Source organism: Priestia sp. JNUCC 25 (assembly GCF_053667915.1).
Map to the genome: position 1 here is coordinate 4869308 of NZ_CM132211.1, position 20204 is coordinate 4889511.

Annotated in this window: 20 protein-coding genes; 4 read left to right on the top strand and 16 right to left on the bottom strand. The window is 38.3% G+C overall.

The window, feature by feature from the left end; all coding sequences use genetic code 11:
* Positions 1 to 55: 55 nt before the first annotated feature.
* Positions 56 to 2572, bottom strand: coding sequence for a preprotein translocase subunit SecA (secA, locus tag JNUCC25_RS25595; protein WP_013059748.1), 2517 nt, complete (start codon positions 2570 to 2572; stop codon positions 56 to 58).
* Between the two features lie 226 nt (positions 2573 to 2798).
* Between secA and JNUCC25_RS25600 the strand changes: the two genes are divergently transcribed.
* The gene (locus JNUCC25_RS25600) at positions 2799 to 3203 is read left to right on the top strand and encodes a GNAT family N-acetyltransferase (RefSeq protein WP_013059749.1); all 405 of its coding nucleotides are present in this window, start codon (positions 2799 to 2801) and stop codon (positions 3201 to 3203) included.
* Between the two features lie 71 nt (positions 3204 to 3274).
* Here the strand turns inward: JNUCC25_RS25600 and hpf are convergent, their stop codons facing one another.
* The 5 genes from hpf to JNUCC25_RS25625 all read right to left on the bottom strand — a co-directional run bounded on the left by hpf (position 3275) and on the right by JNUCC25_RS25625 (position 7453).
* Entirely contained in the window at positions 3275 to 3826 is a 552-nt protein-coding gene (gene hpf, locus JNUCC25_RS25605) for a ribosome hibernation-promoting factor, HPF/YfiA family (protein ID WP_013059750.1), read from the bottom strand.
* A gap of 189 nt (positions 3827 to 4015) precedes the next feature.
* Positions 4016 to 4354, bottom strand: coding sequence for a hypothetical protein (locus JNUCC25_RS25610; RefSeq protein WP_013059751.1), 339 nt, complete (start codon positions 4352 to 4354; stop codon positions 4016 to 4018).
* Positions 4355 to 4356: 2 nt separating this feature from the next.
* Positions 4357 to 4758 (bottom strand): flagellar export chaperone FliS, encoded by a 402-nt coding sequence (gene fliS, locus JNUCC25_RS25615; protein WP_029319341.1) that lies wholly within the window; start codon positions 4756 to 4758, stop codon positions 4357 to 4359.
* A gap of 16 nt (positions 4759 to 4774) precedes the next feature.
* On the bottom strand, positions 4775 to 6571 hold the full coding sequence (fliD, locus tag JNUCC25_RS25620; protein WP_029319343.1) for a flagellar filament capping protein FliD: 1797 nt from the start codon (positions 6569 to 6571) through the stop codon (positions 4775 to 4777).
* Between the two features lie 201 nt (positions 6572 to 6772).
* Positions 6773 to 7453: a hypothetical protein gene (locus JNUCC25_RS25625; RefSeq protein WP_029319345.1), complete on the bottom strand. Its 681-nt coding sequence runs from the start codon at positions 7451 to 7453 to the stop codon at positions 6773 to 6775.
* A 331-nt stretch (positions 7454 to 7784) separates the two neighbouring features.
* Between JNUCC25_RS25625 and JNUCC25_RS25630 the strand changes: the two genes are divergently transcribed.
* A complete protein-coding gene (locus JNUCC25_RS25630) occupies positions 7785 to 9182 on the top strand; it encodes an amino acid permease (protein ID WP_454222608.1) in 1398 nt (465 codons plus the stop codon).
* Between the two features lie 37 nt (positions 9183 to 9219).
* Here JNUCC25_RS25630 and JNUCC25_RS25635 read toward each other — a convergent pair whose 3' ends face one another.
* A complete protein-coding gene (locus JNUCC25_RS25635) occupies positions 9220 to 10932 on the bottom strand; it encodes a sodium:solute symporter family protein (protein ID WP_013059756.1) in 1713 nt (570 codons plus the stop codon).
* A 618-nt stretch (positions 10933 to 11550) separates the two neighbouring features.
* Between JNUCC25_RS25635 and betB the strand changes: the two genes are divergently transcribed.
* Together betB and JNUCC25_RS25645 are read left to right on the top strand one after the other, a co-directional pair.
* Entirely contained in the window at positions 11551 to 13041 is a 1491-nt protein-coding gene (gene betB, locus JNUCC25_RS25640) for a betaine-aldehyde dehydrogenase (RefSeq protein ID WP_171843230.1), read from the top strand.
* Positions 13042 to 13062: 21 nt separating this feature from the next.
* Positions 13063 to 14265 carry an iron-containing alcohol dehydrogenase gene (locus JNUCC25_RS25645; protein ID WP_064472193.1) on the top strand — a complete coding sequence of 401 codons (1203 nt, stop codon included), beginning with the start codon at positions 13063 to 13065 and terminating at the stop codon, positions 14263 to 14265.
* Positions 14266 to 14307: 42 nt separating this feature from the next.
* Here the strand turns inward: JNUCC25_RS25645 and cudC are convergent, their stop codons facing one another.
* From cudC to JNUCC25_RS25690, 9 genes are all read right to left on the bottom strand, one after another.
* Complete coding sequence (gene cudC / locus JNUCC25_RS25650) at positions 14308 to 14862, bottom strand: choline uptake/conversion transcriptional regulator CudC (protein ID WP_013059759.1); 555 nt, start codon at positions 14860 to 14862, stop codon at positions 14308 to 14310.
* 228 nt (positions 14863 to 15090) lie between these two features.
* Positions 15091 to 15321, bottom strand: a complete 231-nt coding sequence (csrA, locus tag JNUCC25_RS25655) for a carbon storage regulator CsrA (RefSeq protein WP_013059760.1) — start codon at positions 15319 to 15321, stop codon at positions 15091 to 15093.
* A gap of 24 nt (positions 15322 to 15345) precedes the next feature.
* A complete protein-coding gene (fliW, locus tag JNUCC25_RS25660) occupies positions 15346 to 15768 on the bottom strand; it encodes a flagellar assembly protein FliW (protein WP_013059761.1) in 423 nt (140 codons plus the stop codon).
* Positions 15769 to 15849: 81 nt separating this feature from the next.
* On the bottom strand, positions 15850 to 16731 hold the full coding sequence (gene flgL / locus JNUCC25_RS25665; RefSeq protein ID WP_013059762.1) for a flagellar hook-associated protein FlgL: 882 nt from the start codon (positions 16729 to 16731) through the stop codon (positions 15850 to 15852).
* Positions 16732 to 16733: 2 nt separating this feature from the next.
* Positions 16734 to 18257, bottom strand: coding sequence for a flagellar hook-associated protein FlgK (gene flgK / locus JNUCC25_RS25670; protein ID WP_064472194.1), 1524 nt, complete (start codon positions 18255 to 18257; stop codon positions 16734 to 16736).
* Between the two features lie 18 nt (positions 18258 to 18275).
* The gene (locus tag JNUCC25_RS25675; protein ID WP_223269021.1) at positions 18276 to 18737 is read right to left on the bottom strand and encodes a flagellar protein FlgN; all 462 of its coding nucleotides are present in this window, start codon (positions 18735 to 18737) and stop codon (positions 18276 to 18278) included.
* Positions 18738 to 18758: 21 nt separating this feature from the next.
* Positions 18759 to 19013 (bottom strand): flagellar biosynthesis anti-sigma factor FlgM, encoded by a 255-nt coding sequence (gene flgM / locus JNUCC25_RS25680; RefSeq protein ID WP_029319359.1) that lies wholly within the window; start codon positions 19011 to 19013, stop codon positions 18759 to 18761.
* A gap of 159 nt (positions 19014 to 19172) precedes the next feature.
* Positions 19173 to 19586 (bottom strand): TIGR03826 family flagellar region protein, encoded by a 414-nt coding sequence (locus JNUCC25_RS25685; protein ID WP_013059766.1) that lies wholly within the window; start codon positions 19584 to 19586, stop codon positions 19173 to 19175.
* A 61-nt stretch (positions 19587 to 19647) separates the two neighbouring features.
* Positions 19648 to 20145, bottom strand: a complete 498-nt coding sequence (locus JNUCC25_RS25690; RefSeq protein ID WP_035438584.1) for a ComF family protein — start codon at positions 20143 to 20145, stop codon at positions 19648 to 19650.
* Positions 20146 to 20204 lie beyond the last annotated feature (59 nt).

Sequence of the window (20204 nt, forward strand, 5' to 3'; positions counted from 1 at the left end):
GAGAAGACTCATTTCCTTCCTGTACTAATTCATTCTATACTAATTGACTCTTACTTTATGATTCTTTACCGCAGCAGTTTTTATACTTTTTGCCACTTCCGCAGATACAAGGATCATTTCGGCCAACTTCTATCGCATTTACTTTTGGCTTCTTCTTAGCCGGCGCGTCTCCTTCTTTTGGATGAACAGCCGCCTGACCTTGCGCTACCTCTTGACGCTCAAGGTTGTTGTTAATTTCTGCTTTCATGATATACTTCGTCACTTCTTCTTCAATGGTTGCAATCATGTTTTCAAACATCGCAAAACCTTCCATTTGGTATTCGCGAAGAGGATCTGTTTGACCGTACGCACGAAGGTGGATACCTTGGCGAAGCTGATCCATCGTATCAATATGATCCATCCATTTAGAATCAACCGCTCTAAGAACAACAACTTTTTCAAATTCACGCATTTGTTCTTCAGGGAGCTGCTCTTCTTTTTCATTATAACGAGCTTTTGCATGATCTACCAGCAGTTCTACCATTTCTTCAGGCTCTTTACGGCGAAGATCTTCTTCTGTGACTTCACCTTCCTCAAGAACATTAGCATTTACGTAATCAATAATCGCTTGTAAATTCCATTCTTCTTCTAATTCTTCACGCGGTGTGTTTACTTCAACCACACGCTGTAGCGTTGATTCAATCATACGTTCTACAATCGCACGCAGGTTGTCTGAATCAAGCACTTCAAAGCGCTGTTTGTAAATAACTTCACGCTGTTGACGAAGCACGTCATCATATTGAAGCAATTGTTTACGCGCATCGAAGTTATTACCTTCAACGCGTTTTTGAGCGGATTCAACAGCTCTTGTTACAATTTTACTTTGAATTGGCTGTGAGTCATCCATGCCAAGGCGATCCATCATTGCCATCATATTATCTGAACCAAATCGGCGCATTAATTCATCTTCCATGGATAGATAGAATTGAGATACCCCTGGATCCCCTTGACGTCCAGCACGTCCGCGAAGCTGATTATCAATACGGCGTGATTCATGACGCTCTGTACCAATTACAGCAAGACCTCCAGCTTCAACGACACCTTCACCTAGTTTGATATCCGTACCACGACCGGCCATATTTGTTGCGATTGTTACCGCACCTTTGTGACCCGCATTTTCAATAATATCCGCTTCACGCTCATGCTGTTTTGCATTTAACACGTGATGGCGAATTCCTTTTTTCTTTAATAAAGCTGATAAAACTTCAGATGTTTCGATCGCAACTGTACCAACAAGGACAGGCTGTCCTTTTGCGTGGCGCTCGGCAATATCTTCTACTACCGCATTAAACTTGCCTTCCATTGACTTATAAATTAAATCCGCTTTATCATCACGTGAAATTGGCTTGTTTGTCGGAATAACAACAACGTGCATGTTGTAGATATTACGGAATTCTTCTTCTTCCGTTTTAGCTGTACCCGTCATACCTGATAATTTTTCATACATACGGAAGTAGTTTTGGAATGTAATTGTAGCTAATGTCATGCTTTCATTTTGAATCTCAACGTTCTCTTTAGCTTCGATAGCTTGATGCAAGCCGTCGCTAAAACGTCTTCCTTTCATTAAACGACCAGTAAATTGGTCAACGATTACGACCTGATCTTCATCAATTACATAATCCACATCATTTTGCATCGTTACATGTGCTTTAAGCGCTTGGTTGATGTGATGATTTAGCGCTACGTGTGAAATATCAAATAAGTTTTCAATGCCAAATGCGCGCTCTGCTTTTGACATACCTTCTTCGGTTAGCTGAACGCTTTTTGTTTTGATATCAAAAGTAAAATCGGTTTCTTTATCAAGCGTGCGAACGAATGCATTAGCTTGAATATAAAGAGCAGTCGATTTCTGTGCGCTGCCGGATATAATAAGCGGCGTACGTGCTTCATCAATTAAGATAGAGTCAACTTCATCGATTACAGCAAAATGAAGCGGACGTTGAACCATTTGTTCTTTGTACAGCACCATGTTATCACGTAAATAGTCAAATCCGAGTTCATTATTTGTACTATACGTAATATCGGCTGCATATGCTTCTTGCTTTTCTTCACGCGTTAAATGGTTTAAGTTTAATCCTACTTTCAAGCCTAAGAATTCGTATAAACGACCCATTTCACTAGCATCACGGCTCGCTAAGTATTCATTGACTGTTACTACATGTACACCTTTTCCTGTAATAGCGTTTAAGTATACAGGCATAGTAGCTGTCAACGTTTTACCTTCACCCGTTTTCATTTCCGAGATATTCCCTTCATGCAGAGAAATACCCCCCATTAGCTGAACTTTGTACGGATACATGCCTAACACACGTTTCGCTGCTTCACGTACAACCGCAAAAGCTTCATCTAATAAGTTATCGAGCGATTCGCCATTTTGGTAGCGTTGTTGAAATTCAGCTGTTTTTTCACGAAGCTGATCGTCCGTTAAAGACGCTATTTCAGGACCTAACGCATCAATTTGGTCCGCCATTTTTTCTAAACGGCCGATTTGGCGTTGATTGCCGTCAAACACTTTTTTAAATAATCCAAGCATATTAAAACGCTCCTCTATTTATAATCAGTACATTTTATACTATTTTCATTCATATCTGTATCTTTCATTATAAAACATTCTGAGTAAAATTGTAACATTGCAGCTAAACAAGTAGCAACTTGTACCCTTTTTCGTCTGTCTCTTTACGAGTAGTACTCTCTTAACGAGTTATTTTCTATTGTGATTTCCCCTACCTCACTCTTACAATAAAAAAGGGGAATGTAGAATGAACGTTCAATCGATTACAAAAGAACAAGCTTGGGAAGTCAGACATACCGTCATGTGGCCTGATAAAGATTTCAGTTATATTCAGCTTAAAGATGATCCATCAGGCATTCACTATGGACTGTTTGAAGAAGGAGAGTTAAAATCAGTTGTTTCCTTATTTATAACAGGTGATGAAGCTCAATTTCGAAAATTTGCTACTCTCAAAAAAGAACAAGGAAAAGGATATGGCAGTCGTCTACTAGAGGAGGTTTTTCTCAAAGCCAAGAACCTTGGGGTACGAAAGGTCTGGTGTAACGCACGAGAAAATAAAGTCTCTTTTTATCAGGCGTTCAACATGAAAAAAACGGCGCGTGTATTCACCAAATCTTCTACACGCTATATAGTGATGGAACTATTTTTTTAAGCAGCTAAAAAGCAGCGTGCGGAGGCACGCTGCTTTTACTTTACTGCTCTTGTTTAAGAGAGCCTATAATCTTAGTTTGGTTCAATCAATCCATATCGTCCATCTTTTCTTCGATATACAACATTTGTAATATTGGTCTCAGCGTTTGTAAATACAAAGAAACTATGTCCTAACATATTCATTTGCAAAATAGCCTCTTCACTATCCATTGGCTTTAAGTTAAATCGTTTTGTACGAACTAGCTCTAATTCATCTTCTTCAGTTGCAACAGCTACGTTCGCTTCGCTTTCTAATGCTGCGAACAGATACTTCTCAGCGCCTTTTTCACGCATTTTTCGATTTACTTTTGTTTTGTGTTTACGAATTTGACGCTCTAATTTATCTAGGACAAGATCGACAGCTGCGTATAAATCACTGTGTGTCTCTTCAGCTCTCAATACGAGATCATTCATTGGGATTGTGACTTCTATTTTTTGATCGTTATTGTAGACTTTTAAGTTTACATTTACGTCAGCAGTTGGTGTTTCGTCGAAATAACGCTCTAACTTACCAAGCTTTTTCTCTACGTATTCCCTAATTGCTGGAGTCACCTCAATGTTTTCACCGCGAATGTTATACATCATGTTCGAACTCCTCCTTTAATCCATTGCTATACCTCTACAATTCTACAATACCCGACACAATCCCTTCCTAAACTATTAAAATTTTTTGAAAATTTAGTGAAAATTTATGGAACCTGAGAAAAGTTTATGAAAAAACCAAAAAAATAGACCTTCTTCATAAGAAGAAGGGTTGTATTTTTTTACGTAGAATTAATTTTTTTTATCGTAAAACATCCCATCAAACGTTTTTGTTTCGTAAGGGTTTACATAGCTGTTACTATGCTTTTTTTTCGCTTTTAACAAACGGAGATCTACCATAATTTGATGCCGAATTAAGATCAGCTTTTGATCAATTTCCTTATTCATTTCGACAATTTTTTTACCCATCGATTCATTACCCCTACTTTTTGGCGGCAGTTTCTCTATGAGGTCACGTCTTTTTAATAGAAGATACTCTAACTTTTGAATGCCTTCTTCTCGATTTTTGTCAGAAAATGTTTGAATAAGCCGATAAATCTCATCCGTTAGCTGATATAGGTCGTTAATCATATTTATGCTTGACCGCCGCTTCCATGGACTTGCTGGCGGTGAAGCTGCACAACTTGCTTCCATGTATCGCGGAATTCTGTTACATATTGTTCGGCTTCATCCAAGCTTGCTGTGTCATTTTTTGTATTTGCTTCAATTAAACGCTGGTTAACATAGTCATACATAGCCATCATAGACTTAGCAACTTGCACGTTTGTATCAAGGGTAATCATTAATTCTTGAATAATATTTTGTGCTTTTAACAGATTCGTATTTTTCAGCTCAATATTTTTTTCCTGTATGCCTGTTCGTGCAAGCTTGATAAATTTTAAACATCCGTTATACAGCATAAGCGTTAACTCTCCTGGAGAAGCAGTCTGAACAGCTCCTTGCTGATACGCTTGATATGGATTATTTGCTGCCATAAACGTTCACTCCTTCTTAACTAAAATATTGCGATAACTGCGCGCTTTGAGCATTTGCATTTTGAATGGCTTTTTCCATTGCTGTAAACTGACGATAATACCGGTCCTCTACTTGTGTGAGCCTGCTTTCAAAACTAGTGATTTGGCTATTTACGCTTTTTAAATTCCGCCCAAGCAAAAATTGTTCACTTGTCCATGTTGAACGGCCAGCGCGCTGCTCAACTTTGGATACGGTTTGAGTAATCGTATCTCGTAAACGTCGTACAATCCCTTTTTCACTTGTTGTACTTCCACTTTTCATAAATAAATCCATCACAGACTGCGGATCTTTTTCAATTGCTTCTTTTAATTTAGTTCCATCGCCTTCTATGACTAGCTTGCCTCGATCGCTATAGTTTGCGCTAGTTGAAATACCAATGTCGGTTAGCTGCGAAAATGCTCCACTCACTCCTGATACAGAGGCATACCAGTTAGAACGCATTTGGTTTAGCCCGCTTGATAAAATTGAGTCTCCTTTTAACAAACCGCTTTTCGCCTTTTCATCCCACTGCTCAGCTTGTTTATCCGTTAGTTTTTCTCTTTCTTCATCAGTCAAAGGCTGATAGTTCCGGTCTCTTTCTTCCGTAATCTTTCCATTAATTTTCTCAATCAGTTCATTGTATTTGGTCACGAAATCTTTAATGGTATCAAATACTTTCTGCGTATCATTGCTTACGTTAACGCGCACATCTCCTGTGAAATTGTTTTGAAGGGTATAGGTAACGCCTCCCGTTGTAAATGTATTGGACTTACGAGTTGTTTCTAGACCGTTTAGCGTAAATTTTGCGTCTGTTCCACCGGTTTCTTTTTGAGTATCTAATTTTAAGAAATTTGTTAAAAACGCTCCTGAAAACACCATCTTTTGACCGCCTGCACCACCGGCTTTTGACAAATCTCCTGTGTCTTTGCGAGTAAAGACAACTTTATCTGTTCCTTCATCGTAAAAGGCTGAAATACCTACTTTTGAATTACTAAGTTGGGTCAAAACAGTATTTAATGACGCTGAGCCATCAAATTCAAATGACATACTGCCGTCTGCATTATCTCCTGTTGCTTTTCCGCTGCTGTCATACGTTGTAATAGAAAACTGGAGGACATTTTGCTTATACGTAAATCCTTGAACAGTGCTACCGTTTGTTAACGTGGAACCGAATGTCATTTCGCCCGTATTCATATTAACGAATACATCATTCTCTCCTATTAAAGTAGGATCGCCTGTAGTTTTTATATTAAATTCTTGAGAAGATTCTCCATTTTTCACTTGAATAGAAGAAGGCAGGCTTCCCTCGAAAATAGCTCCTTTGGATAACTTGGCAGTCTTTGTATCATCACTTATTGTAATATCAGGTTGCTTGACCTCTTTTCCACTCCACGCACTGCCAAGCAAGTTTTTTTGCTCCCATAAACTTTTAGCAGGGTCAATAGTGCCTTCTGAAATTTTCCCATTACTGATATTTTGCGCAGCAGTCGCCATTGTCACGTTTGAAAGTGTATAAGACGCGTTACCTGCTGAGGAAGTAGCTGCTGCTTTTACTTTCGTTTCATCCGATGAAGATACCGTTTTGGATGAATAAGAAGACTGCAAGGTCATATTAAAAGCGAGATTATTAAATTCCGATAACAGCAGGTTCATAGAGCGATAATCATCTCGCTGCCACTCTAACGTTTGCTTTTGTTTTTTCATTTTATCAATAGGCATACGTTCAGCCTTCATTAAATCACTGACAATTTGATCAATATCCATTCCGCTTGCTAACCCACTTACTCTTACCACTTACCATCACCACCGTTTTTTATTCATCTATTCATCAACTGTTAGCCATAAAACATGAGTATATTTTTTCGAATCACCCTATTCGTTTATAGGTTCAACACTTCTCTATTTTGTATCGGTAAAACAGTCATTTTTTTCATAGGTCAAATGGTGCAAGATAGAAAAAGCTCACTTATTTTTCTACAATAAGTGAGCTTTTTATTATTGGCCAAACAAGTTCAGTTTCTGGGATAAATTTCTTTGAATATCCTTAGGAATAAGATATGGTGCTAGATTTATAATATCTCGTAACGAATCAATGGTTACAGAGGCAGATAAATTTATATATTCATCCGTTGTATCTGCTTGCTCAAACGAAATGGAATCTGGCAAATTATTGAGCAGAGTAATTTCATTCATTTCTTTATCAACCGTGACATCAGAAGCCTTATCAATATTTAAGCGATCCCATACAACAGACATCGGAATCGGCATTCTTCCTAAATGCACGCTATTCACCTTTAAAACAAGCTTTCCATTTTCGGCATTTGGTGTTACGTCAACTACAAACTGTGATTCCATAAAAGATACTACATGTTTATTAATATAAAATTTTATATGTTCCGGAAGCAACTCGGCTTCTGCTCCGTCAACTGTTTCATCACTTTCATAAAGGTAGCTGCGCAAATAATCATTAACATCGCTCTCGCTTAACCGGTATCCTAGAACAGGAGATCCGCCGTTCAGTTCTAGCGATGTGGCATGATCGGACTTTTCTTGTGCCAGTGAAGATAATGAAGCAGTATGATCAAGCTTTTCAACATTTCTAACGGGACTAACGAAAAAATACACCCCAACTAAAAGAATAATAAATAGAAAAAGAACAGCTATAAATTTTTTCAAACACACGCACCCTCTCAAACATTCTTCTTGGAATATAATACCGATTTCTCTTTTATCATACAAGATATATAAGATAGTTGTCGAAAACTTGTATAAAATGTACGTATATACCAGACATCCCAAATGGCGAATAAGTCTATGATGAATAAATCGAGTCTTTTTTGACTTAAAATGCGTCAATTTTAGTAACTTAAAGTCGATTTTTATAGGAATTTGATAATTGGCACACTTCTTGCTTATTATAAAGGTAAGGGGAGGAATTTCTATTTATATTTTCAGAATTTACTTTATTTTCTAATAGTCTTTCGATAATTTTAAAGGAGTGAATACGATGGGAAACAAAACAGAATCACACGGAAAGTTAAAGCAACGTCACGTTTCCATGATTTCCATTGCAGGTATTATCGGAGCCGGCTTGTTTGTAGGAAGCGGATCCGTTATTAACGCAACAGGCCCAGCAGCAGTAGTTTCATATGCAGCAGCCGGACTGCTAGTCGTTCTATTGATGCGTATGCTCGGTGAAATGGCTATGGTAAACCCAGATAAAGGCTCATTCGCAACATATGCTCAGCAAGGAATTGGCGCGTGGGCAGGTTATGCTGTTGGATGGCTTTACTGGTTTTTCTGGCTAATTGTAATTGCGATTGAAGCCACTGCAGGAGGAGCAATTGTTCATGAATGGCTCCCTTCCGTACCAATTTGGCTTTTAAGCTTAACCTTAACCTTTGCATTAACTCTAACAAACTTGTTCTCTGTCAAATCATTTGGAGAATTTGAATATTGGTTTGCTATGATTAAAATTGTGGCAATCGTTGCTTTTATGGGAATCGGTTTAGCTATTATTTTCGGATTGATCCCAGGTACATCTTCACCTGGTCTAGCTAATTTAACGGGCCACGGAGGCTTTATGCCAAAAGGTACGAACTCTATCTTTTTAGGAGTTATTACCGTTATTTTCTCTTATTTTGGAGCTGAAATTGCGGCTATTGCAGCTAGTGAATCAGAAAATCCAGCAAAAGCTATCACCACTGCTATTCGCAGTGTCGTATGGCGAATTTTAATTTTCTATATTGGTTCAGTTGCTATTTTAGTAACTCTTTTACCTTGGAACTCAGCTGATTTACTAAAAAGTCCATATGTAACAATGTTAGAAATGGTCAATATTCCAGCAGCTGCACAAATTATGAATTTAGTCGTATTAGTATCCGTTTTGTCTTGCTTGAACTCTGCTTTGTATACGAACTCACGAATGATTTTATCATTAGCTCAAAAAGGACAAGCTCCTCGCGCTTTAGCAAAAGTAAGCAAATCAGGCGTGCCGGCAAGAGCTGTATGGATTAGCACAGCTGCCGCATATGTATGTGCTATTTTTAGCTTCGTTTCGCCGGATAAACTCTTTTTATTCTTAGTTAATGCATCGGGAGCCATTGCTCTTATTGTGTACTTAGCTATCGCTATTTCTCATTTACGCCTGCGCAAGAAAATGAAGCGAGCAAACCAGCCAATTAAAGGGATGAAAATGTGGTTGTTCCCGTATTTAACATACGTAACAATTGCTGTTATTACCGTGATCTTCTTATCAATGGCATTTATTGATTCGATGCGCTCACAGTTTTTCTTAACTCTTGGATTAACCGCTGTGGTTCTTCTTTCATACTCGTTCATCAAAAAAACAAACAACAAGCGACCTGACGATCAATTTTCCGAGTCAGAAAATATTGCAAAATAAAAAAGCCGCAGATGCGGCTTTTTTATTTTGCTTTTGATTATTTCTCAACCGATATGTCACGATGAAGATTTCGAAGCGGCTGAGGAGGGCAAATACGTCGCGTCGCGTAAGAAACGATAAGAATGGTTAACAACCCGCCTGCCATCGCAAATGTACGAAACGGAAACATGACCACTCCGTCTTCAATCATCGGATACGGAAGTAGCGCTTTTAAATGAAGCAGCGGTTCTCCTCCACCTATTCGAAGAACAAGAGACACAATAAACCCAGCCAAAGATCCGTACCAGTTAGCTCCTTTAAAGAATAAAGCACAAACCAACTGCGGAAAAAGTATACAATACACTAGGTCCCCTGATAAATACCATAAAGAGTAGACACTCTCAGAGTTTAAAGCAATTAGAGTTGCTCCCGTTCCAATGATAATGATAGAACGTTTAATAACTTTATCTAACTGCGCCTGTGTCGCATTTGGTTTTACAATCGGACGATACACGTTCCAGGCTGCCATCCCCGACGCTGAAAGCAACGAAGCCGCTACTGCAGCCATAACGGCAGCAGCTAGGCCTCCAAGCGCAATCGCTCCTACTAAATCGGGCGTTAGGTATTTAAATACATACGTTAAAATCATGGACGCGCTCTCAGGGCTTGACGCTCCAAATGAAGACCAGTCTGCACTATAACCTATCATTCCTATTAATGTTGGAGGCAAGGCCGCTAACGCGCAAAAGATGCCGGCTGTAATAGATAGCCACATTGCTGCTTTTTCATTTTTAGCAGATAACACGCGCTGAAAATAAATTTGCCATGGAATACCACCAAAAATAAGTAAAAATGTGCTATCCCACCATTGCCAATATGTATTTCCCCATTTCGGATCTTCCCAGCCTTTTAATGGAGGAAATAAATGAAGAGAACCAGTCATGCCTTCTGAATAAGTAGAAAAAACGGCTCCCACCCCTCCCGTATTCGAAAATGCAAAGGGAAGCACCAGAAATAGCCCTAAAAACATAATAGAAAGCTGTAAGATATCGGTATGTGCTACTGCCCACAAGCCGCCAATCACGGTGTATGCAATGGCAATAAGTGCGGAAAGAATGATGGAAATTGAAAAACTGAGGCCTAAAATCACACCGAATGTTGTTCCTAAAGCAGTTAAGATAGCTGCGCTCCAAAACAGCTCTCCCAGTATAGCTGGAAAATAAAGAACCGTAGCCATTTTCTTACCGAAACGAGATTCTAGAGGATCGAGCATTGTCATAAACTCAAACCTTCTCATCTTTCTAGCAAAAAAGATACCGCCTAAAATCAAGCTGATTGAATAACACCATGGCGCTTGAGTCCATGTCAGCCCTGAGGAATAAACGGTTTCGGCCGTTCCAGCAATATACCCTCCACCTACCCAAGTGGCGGTCATTGTGAACATTGAAATCCATAGCGGCATAGATCTTCCTGCAACAAGCATATCATCTGATTTTCCTTTTTTACTTGCAGCGGCTCGAGCACCAATAAAATAAATAACACCATACATAATGAACATTAAAATGAGGCCTGGCCAATAGAGATCTGGATTATAGAGAGAATAGATAAATGCGACAACCATAAAGATGGAAAATCCTATAATAGTTGTCCATAAGGGGGTTAGTAGACGGTTGTTCCTGTTTGATTTCCCTGAAAAGTCAGAAGTCTCATTCGACTTTTCAGGCCTGGCTTGTTGTGTGTCTGAACGAAATGGTTTTTTAGCATTTTGCATCGTCTCACATCCTTTAAATTGATAAAGAAATCTAAAGACAAACTTGTCCTCTATTCCTTTTTCCTACCAGCATACAATTAAACCTAAAAATAGATTTTTTAGAATAAAATATAAATAGTTGGATTATAAATACCAATGCGAAGGGGAGAAATTACGTTTATATAATTATATTAAAATAATTTAAATCGAATTTTTTTATTGAATTCACAATTATTTTCATCTTCCATCTAAACTCCTTTCTTAATTTCCACATTCAAAATCCTTTGTTTTTCAAGGTTTGTATGCAAGCAGATATAGTACTATGGTTAATATATCTGAATGTTTAGGATATTGTCAAAAAAGTTTGAGTGTTCTCATATAAAAAAAGAATAATATTCTCATAGCTCATACATAAAAAAACCTTTTGTATCAAGGGACATAGCAATCAGTGATTTTTTATCACTTTTTGTTAAATTTTTTCTTAATATCCGAATGATTAGTCTCTTACAGAGCAGATAATCTAATAAATTCTGAACATTCCGAGTTTTTGGATTTGACTAAATTAAATAACCGATGCTATAATTCGAATTGTTAAGAACGTTAAATATAAATTTAACAAATTCTATTATTTGGAGGTTGATGCTATTGGAACAAACACTTACGCTTGAAAAAATGCACATAAACGGCGAATGGGTTGAAGCACGCAGCGGCGAGAAAAGAGAGATTATAAATCCTTTTAATCAAGAGGTTATCGCTGTCGTTACAGAAGGAAATCGTGCTGATACTGTAGAAGCTATTGAAGCAGCTAGAAAAGCTTTTGATGCAGGTCAATGGTCTAAATTTACAGCGGCCCAAAGGGGTTCTTTACTATTTAAAGTAGCGGAAGAAATTCGTAATGATCGTGAAGAACTCGCAAAACTTGAAACCTTGAATACTGGAAAAACCCTCGTTGAAAGCCTGGCAGACATGGATGGAATTGCTGATGTCTTTCAATACTATGCTGGATTAGCAGATAAAGATGGTGGACAGATGATTGAGTCACCTAATCCCGATTCTGTTAGCCGCGTTGTCCGCGAACCTGTAGGTGTATGCAGCCAAATTACTCCTTGGAATTATCCTTTATTGCAAGCCTCTTGGAAATTGGCTCCGGCACTTGCTGCTGGGAATACAATTGTTATTAAACCAAGCGAAATCACCCCTTTAACAACTATTCATATGATGAAAATTTTTGAAAGAGTTGGCTTTCCAGCAGGCGTCATTAACATTGTACTCGGCCCGGGTGCGACCGTTGGACAAGAAATGGCAGAAAGTCACTTAGTAGATTTAGTTTCCTTTACAGGTGGCGGTGTATCTGGACGTAAAGTCATGCAGGCTGCCGCAGGCAACTTTAAAAAAATCGCTCTTGAACTTGGTGGGAAAAATCCGAATATCGTCTTTGCTGACGCTGACTTTGACACTGCGGTTGACTATGCATTAAATGCGGTCTTCTTTCATGCCGGTCAAGTTTGTTCAGCTGGTGCAAGATTACTCGTTCAAGATGATATTCACGATAAATTTGTTTCAGCAGTTATTGAACAAGCCAAAAAAATTAAGCTAGGAGACGGCATGGATGAAGCCACTCAAATGGGACCCGTCATCTCAAAAGAACACCTAGCTAAAGTGGAACATTACATTGAGCTTGGCAAACAAGAAGGTGCTTCCCTTGTTTTAGGAGGCAAACGTCCAACTCAAGAGTCTTTACAAAAAGGTTTATTCATTGAACCAACTATTTTTACAGACTGTCATGGAGATATGAAAGTTGTCCAAGAAGAGTCATTTGGTCCAATTATGACCATTGAGCGCTTCAGCACCGAAGAAGAAGCGGTGGCACTTGCTAACGATACAATCTATGGATTAGCTGGAGCCGTTTGGACAAGGGATATGAATCGAGCTGAACGTGTAGTGAAAGCACTCCGTATGGGAACAACTTGGATTAACGATTATCATCCCTACTTCCCGCAGGCTCCTTGGGGAGGATATAAGCAATCTGGGATCGGAAGAGAGCTTAGCCACATTGGGCTAGAAGAATATACGGAAATTAAACATATTTATACGAATACAAATCCACAGCCAATGCGCTGGTTTCAATAAAATTCAAGGGGGAATGTAAAGATGTTTATGCGATTTGAAAGAATGGAACGTTTAAAAAGTTTTGAGATGCCAACGGTTGTAAAACATGGAATTGGTGCTGTTAAGCATACTGGAGAAGAAGTAAAAAACCTAGGTGTATCTAAGGTTTTACTAGTAACAGATCCTGGTGTAAAAAAAGTAGGTTTAGCAGATCCTGTAATCGCTAGTTTAAAAGAAGCGGACGTAGACGTTATTCTATTTGACCAAGTAGAAGCCAACCCTTCTATTCACGTGGTAGCAGACGGCACAAAAATGTACAAAGAAAATGGATGCAACGGACTAGTAGCTGTTGGAGGCGGAAGCTCAATGGATACGGCAAAAGCTATTGGTGTAGAAGTAGCTCATAATGCTCCCGTCTTAGATTATGAAGCAGCTGAAGGAAAAAAACCTTTAACAAAACGTATCCCTCCTTTAACAACCATTCCTACAACTGCGGGTACAGGAAGTGAAGTCACACAATGGGCTGTCATTACAGATCCTGTTCGTGAGTTTAAGTTTAATACAGGTGGACCTTTAATTGCTGCTCACTTAACAATTATTGATCCAGAACTGCACGTATCTATGCCTTCACATATTACGGCCGGTACAGGAATTGACGCATTAGCTCATGCAATTGAATGTTATACATGTCACTTTGCACAACCAATGACGGACTCTGTTGCTTTATTGGCTATTGAGTACGTTGGAAAATACTTACGACGTGCAGTTGCAAATGGACAGGATATCGAAGCACGCTATGGAATGGCGCATGCAGCTATGCTTGCTGGCCTTTCATATGGAAGTGAATCTGCAGGAGCAGCTCACGCGATGGCTCAAACATTAGGAGGCATTTATCCAATTGCCCATGGCCCTTGCGTAGCAGCAATGCTAGGTCCTGTAATGGAATATAACTGGATGGGCGAGCCTGAAAAATTTGCGCGCATAGCTCAAGCTTTAGGAGTTAATACACACGAATTAACGCTTGAAGAAGCAGCTCAAGCAGCTGTTCGTGAAGTATATCAACTAGTTAAAGATGTACAAATCCCTTCTTTAGAAGAACAAGGTATTCCAAAAGAAGCGGTTTCTCGCTTAGCTCAAGAAGCATTTAATGATCCACAAACAGTTGGTAACCCTCGTGATTTAACTGTAAAAAGTTACGAATGGATTTATAACCGCTGTTTTGAAGCTACACCATTAACCGTATAAAAATGATAAAAAGGCTGTTGATTTTTCAACAGCCTTTTTTATTTACTCTTTCGCTAATTCTTCATTTAAAATATCGATGATTCTTCGGTCGTCAAAAACTTTTACTACTTTTTTCAAGAAATGATAATAATGTTTGGACTCTATAATCTGCGCTAAATTACGCTTTGCTTTTACTGCGATCTCCTCAGGCACATCTTCATTATTTAAGAGAATCTGCAGCTTGTTTTCCGCTTCTTCGATTGCCTCTAAATTAACTGAAATTTCTCTTTGCCACTTCTTACAGAAAAATGAAAAAAAGGACTTAGAAAAATCTTTTTCTGCTTCATATAAGTCTTTTCGAACACCTTTTTTCCACACTTTGTGGACCATATCAATATTTTGCAGTGAACGAATGGATGTACTCATCGTTGGTTTACTCATACCCAATTCTTCACTCATTTGATCTAATGTAACAGGCTCATCCATAAAATAAAGCATGCCATACAGCCTTCCTACTGAAGGTGTGACCCCATATAAATCCATTGTATCAGCTAAAGCACTGACAACCACATCTTCTGCTTCTTTTAATAAATCATGATACTCTTGAACATCACTCATTTACTCTTCTCCTCTTTCGTTAAATTTATTTGAATTATATTTAATAAATTTAATGATACACGATAAAAAGGAAAAAAACAGAAATTCAGTTCAATTTTTTTGATAAAAAAGAAGCCTTTCTCTTAAAGAGAAAGGCTTAAGACATAGTGGGGAATACTATATGTTTATCTTTCCCGATTTAGATATTATTTATACTGTATATTTTTGATGATTTTCAAACTGATCGTTTTATTTCTTTTTCGGTAATTGTTTCAGCATATCAATAGCATGTAATGTAATTTGAGAAGCACTTTTATTTTCGTTACGTATTTCTTCATAAATCTCTTGTCTATGAATATCTACAGACTTTGGAGCTTGAATTCCTAACTTTATTTGATCACCATTAACTGCAAGGACGGTCACTTCAATTTCATCACCTATTTTGATTGTTTCATTTAACTTTCGTGTTAAAACAAGCATGGACTCACTCCTTATCTATTCATCTTACTCAAATAACCTGTGCTTCGTTTCGTAAGCTGTATTCATTAAAATCACTTGCTTAGCAAGCTGTTGCTTTGTATTAATAATAACAGGAGCCTGCAAATTAGCCGTTATCTTTTCCACAGAATCTGACATCGTAAGCAATACGTAAACAGCTGCATCTTCCGCTTGTTGTAATTGAAGTTTTTCGATTTCCTGAAGTTCTAGTTGAAAATCATAATCTAAAAAAAACTGAAATGGATCCGTGATAATAAAAGCTAATTCTTTGGTTTGAATAGACTGCAGAACTTGGAAAGCTTCGGCTTCTGGAAGTGGTAAAATAACAAATTCAGTTTCTTCCAAAAAACCTGGAATCCCTTGATTGAATGTCAGTGTTTGCTGATTATCTATTTCTATATCTCCATGATAGCTTGTTGAAATTTTCATCTCATCACACCTTTGCTAATTGATTTTTTCTTGTTATCTTTTTTCATTGTAAAAAAGCTCCTTCTGTTTAGAAGGAACTTTTTAACGCAAGAAATCTAGCAGCGTAGGCTGAATAATTTGAGCCCCTACTCCCAAAGCAGCACGATGCACGCTTTCTTGTACGGTTAAATCCGTAATGACTTTTTCAATATCTGCATCTTCATTATTTGAAAGCATCTTAGTAGCCGTAATTTCCTGTGAATCAAGGCGGTTTTCAATCAGCTCAAGCCGATTGCTTCTTGCTCCCAATTCAGATCGCTCCGCTAATAGCGTAGACAGCTGCGTGTCTACCTGTGTAGAGAGATCTTTTAGTGAGTTTACATCGTTTTGTTCAAAAGCTGTTTGAACATTGTTCATTAAGTCGAATGCACCTTGTCCAAAAATATTTTCAGGGTGAATATTGACTCTCAGCTGGATACCTTTTGAGACTTCAACTGAAAAAGGATCCAGGTTAATATTCGATTCTATCATACCGCTTGCATTCTCACTTATAGGCGCTGCTCCTACATTTACACCGTTAAAGATATAGTTTCCTGCCACCTGCGTATTGCCTACTTGCATATAATCCAGCTTTAACTGTTCAATTTCACGTGCAATTGCTTGGCGGTCATCACTTTCATTCGTACCGTTTAACCCTTGCACGACCAGCTCTTTAGTGCGCTGAAGAATGGAGTTGACTTGTTCAAGTCCGGATTCTGAACTATCAAACCAAGACTGAGCTTCTGTTAAATTACGTTTATATTGATTTACTTCAGAAAGATTAGAACGATAAGCCATTCCTTTAGTAGCCACTATCGGGTCATCTGAAGGACGAGTAATTTTCTTTCCCGTTGATAATTGGTTTTGAAGTGTCTCCAGCTTATTATAGCTATTGCTAATCTGTTTTAATGAATTAGCCGCTAACATTCCTTGTGTGACGCGCATCTTTACCTTCCTCCAGTTCCAAGACCGTTTACAATTTTATCAAGCATTTCATCAATCATAGTCACCATACGGGCACTAGCGTTATATGCATGCTGAAACTGAATCATATTGGTCATCTCTTCATCTAATGAAACTGCACTGGTAGACTGGCGCCTTTGCTCTACAGCTCCCTGAAGAGTTTCTGAATTACTTTTTAAGCGGTTGGCTTGTTGGGCATCTACTGACATTTGGCCAATAACAGATTGATAAAAGCCATCTAGGGAAACAGCTTGATTCCCGGAATTAATAAGCACCTTTTGACGAAATTGAGACAATAGCTGAGCATTTTGTCCATCTCCTTTGCGGCCAGTTCCATCATCCCCAGAGGAGGCCGAAGAAGCAGCAGCAATATTGTTTGTGTTTTGTTTAATTTTATCAGCAATAACAATTCCAGCTGCAGCTCCTTCTTTCTGAGAAATCTCATTAAAAAAGGACATACCAGTATCACCATCTAGCGTGACACCTTGTTGGTGCTTATCATTAAACCAATTTACAAATTCATATGCCATTTCATCTAAATCATCAATCATTGAAGCGTAAACACCTGTTTTATTACCACTATTATCTATATATCCAGAAGCCTCAATTAACCCTTTAAGTTTTCCTTGAGGAAATGACTCAGGGTTCCGTATCTCATCCCCTATATGAATTTCCGTCACATAGGAATCTTGATTTGTTTTCAAACTGATGGCATTTACTTGATGAGTTTTCCCATCTAAAAGAGTAATAGGCCCTTGAGACGTTTGAAGCTGAACCGTTACCACTCCTTCTGACGTTGCAGAAGCGTTCCCGCTGCTTTTTGTATACTCTAAAGAAACCGGCATAAATTTAGAAATCTCATCTAGCAGCCGATCTCTTTCATCATACAAATCATTAGGCAAATAGCCATTCGGTTCTACGTTTTGTATTTGTTGGTTCACATTACTTATTTGCTCTAACAAAGAATTCACTTGTGTTACCACTACGTCACGCTCGTTTTGTAAATCACCTTGAACCGTTTTTAAAGAAGTAGATAAATAAGAGAAAGTATCGCCTACTGCTTCAGCTCGTTCAATCATAACAGACCTGGCTCCTGCTTCTGAAGGGTGTGAAGTTACATCTTGAATGGACTCAAAGAATTGATTAAAAACAGCTGAAAGTCCATCTTCAGTAGGTTCATTCATAATTTCCTCCATTTTTTCAAGAGCACCAGCGCGCGCATCCCAATACCCCACTTTAATGGTTTCATCTCGATACTGGGTATCTAAAAATGTATCACGTATTCGCTCTACCGTGCTGGCTTCTACTCCCATTCCTATTTGGCCCGCAGTTCCAGTCTGATTCATCCCTGGGGCTGGATAAGCTGGGAACGTTTCTAAACTTACTCGCTGACGCGTATAGCCCGGCGTATTTGCATTAGATACGTTATGGCCAATCGTGTAAAGAGCCGCTTGTTGGGCATCCATTCCTCGTTTAGCCACCTGCAAACCATGAAATGTTGAACTCATTCTGCTTTCCTCCGTTCTTTATGCCTTCGAATTAAAAATAGAGTTGGACTGAAACGATCTATTATTTGTTTTTGTGTAATTGAACGAATCCTCTCGTTTCGATGGAACAAGAAGGTCTAGTTCGGTATGAATCAGCTGCAAAGACTGTGTGAGCAGCTGATTGTTTAAGTCATTTGCATACTTTATATCTTGAATTATATCTATTAGCTGTTTTTGAAAGGGTATCAAGATGGAGTACTCAGAGAATGAGCCTGCTATTTCTTCAATGGAGCGAGCAGCATGTCCGCTTTTTTCCATCGCTTCTATACGTTTTGTTTCCAGTGCAGAAATAGCAGCTATATGAGATTGCTCTTTTTGCAAAGAAGCCGTCAATGCCTTTACATCTTGTTTAATAATAAAGTTCGTTTTCTCTTTAACAATAACAGACAAACTTTTGTGAAGCGTTACTTGTTTTTCTAGTATCGTTTGAATTTCTTGCACGTTCAATCAATGTCAGTCCTTTTATTTTTTATAGAAATCTACAATACTTTTAGCAATTTCTTTTCCGTTAATTTCGTATGTTCCGCTGTTAATTTGCTGTTTTAGTTTCTCCAATTTTTCAAGTCTTTCTGGAGATGGTTCATTTCCCTGAAGTTTCTTCGCCTCAGATGAAATATGAATCTGATCTTGTGGATTCTTTTTAGAGACCTGTTCTATTTTTTCTGATTGTTTTTTGTACGGATTTATTCCAAATAAGTTCGATGGGTTAATCTTCATCTCTCTCACCTCTTTTTATATTTGTATCCGTTATCTCTATTCATTATATCGGAATTTCCGCCTAAACCTTTAGCATCGGCAAGGAAGTTGAGACCATTTTCACAGTCCACCTTAAACATAGGTCTATAGATAGAGAATCTGCAAACACTCAGCACACTTTCACTCTTTTTTCCTTTCGTTAGAACGATAGGTGGGACGCGTCGGCTCTTCATTTGAACGAATCATCTCACGATTATGCTTTTCTAACCCATGTTTAATTTCTTGAGAGCATGAATGACAAAGTTTCCCTTCTCGAATCTGAGCGTTGCATTGCATGCATGGATAGCTTATATTTGGAAAATTAGTTAGCACTAAGCGACCTTGTCGAATAAATTGATAAATTAACGAATCTGAAACGCCCGTTTCTTTCATCACTTCGTAAGTCGTTGCTGTACGATTTGCTCTCTTCTTCAAGAATGAAGAAACACGTTGAAACAGAGCTTCTTCTTTGTCAAAACATGATTTACATATGTTTATTGATCCACTTTTTACAAATAAATGACCGCATTCCCTGCAATTATCTAACGTTCCCATATTCGAAACTCCTCATTTGTTTTTTATTTTACTATCGGTCAAAGTTTTAAATTATACATCTTCATGCACGAATTAAAGTGAGCGAACGAACTGAACGTGCCCCAGCTTCCTGCAAACAACTTGCCGCTTGGCGCACGGTTGCTCCTGTTGTATAAATATCATCAATCAAGAGAAATTCTTGATTCGTAACCATTGAGGAATCGACTACTTTAAATTCCAGCCTTTCTGCCAGCCGACTTCGCCTATTTTTCTTTGATTGCTTTGTTCCTGAACAGCGAACAAGAGGCATTTCTATGTTGTCACTGATCAGTTCAGCTAGCGCTAAAGATTGGTTAAACCCTCTCTCATATAATCTCTCGTCCGTTAAAGGTATAGGAACTAGTATAGCTTTTGGATTACATTCTTTTTTATAGCACTTATACCACTGCTCCTTGAATGCTTGGATAATTTCATAATCTCCTTGAAATTTAAAACGTTCTATTATGCTTTGCATAAAATCATTGTACGTATAAAGAGAACGGTTGAAAAAAGAAGCATCATTCCATTTCTGACAGTCCATACATGTGTCTAGCTCATAATGAGAAGAAGCGAGGTCTGCAAGAGAACGGCCGCATCCCC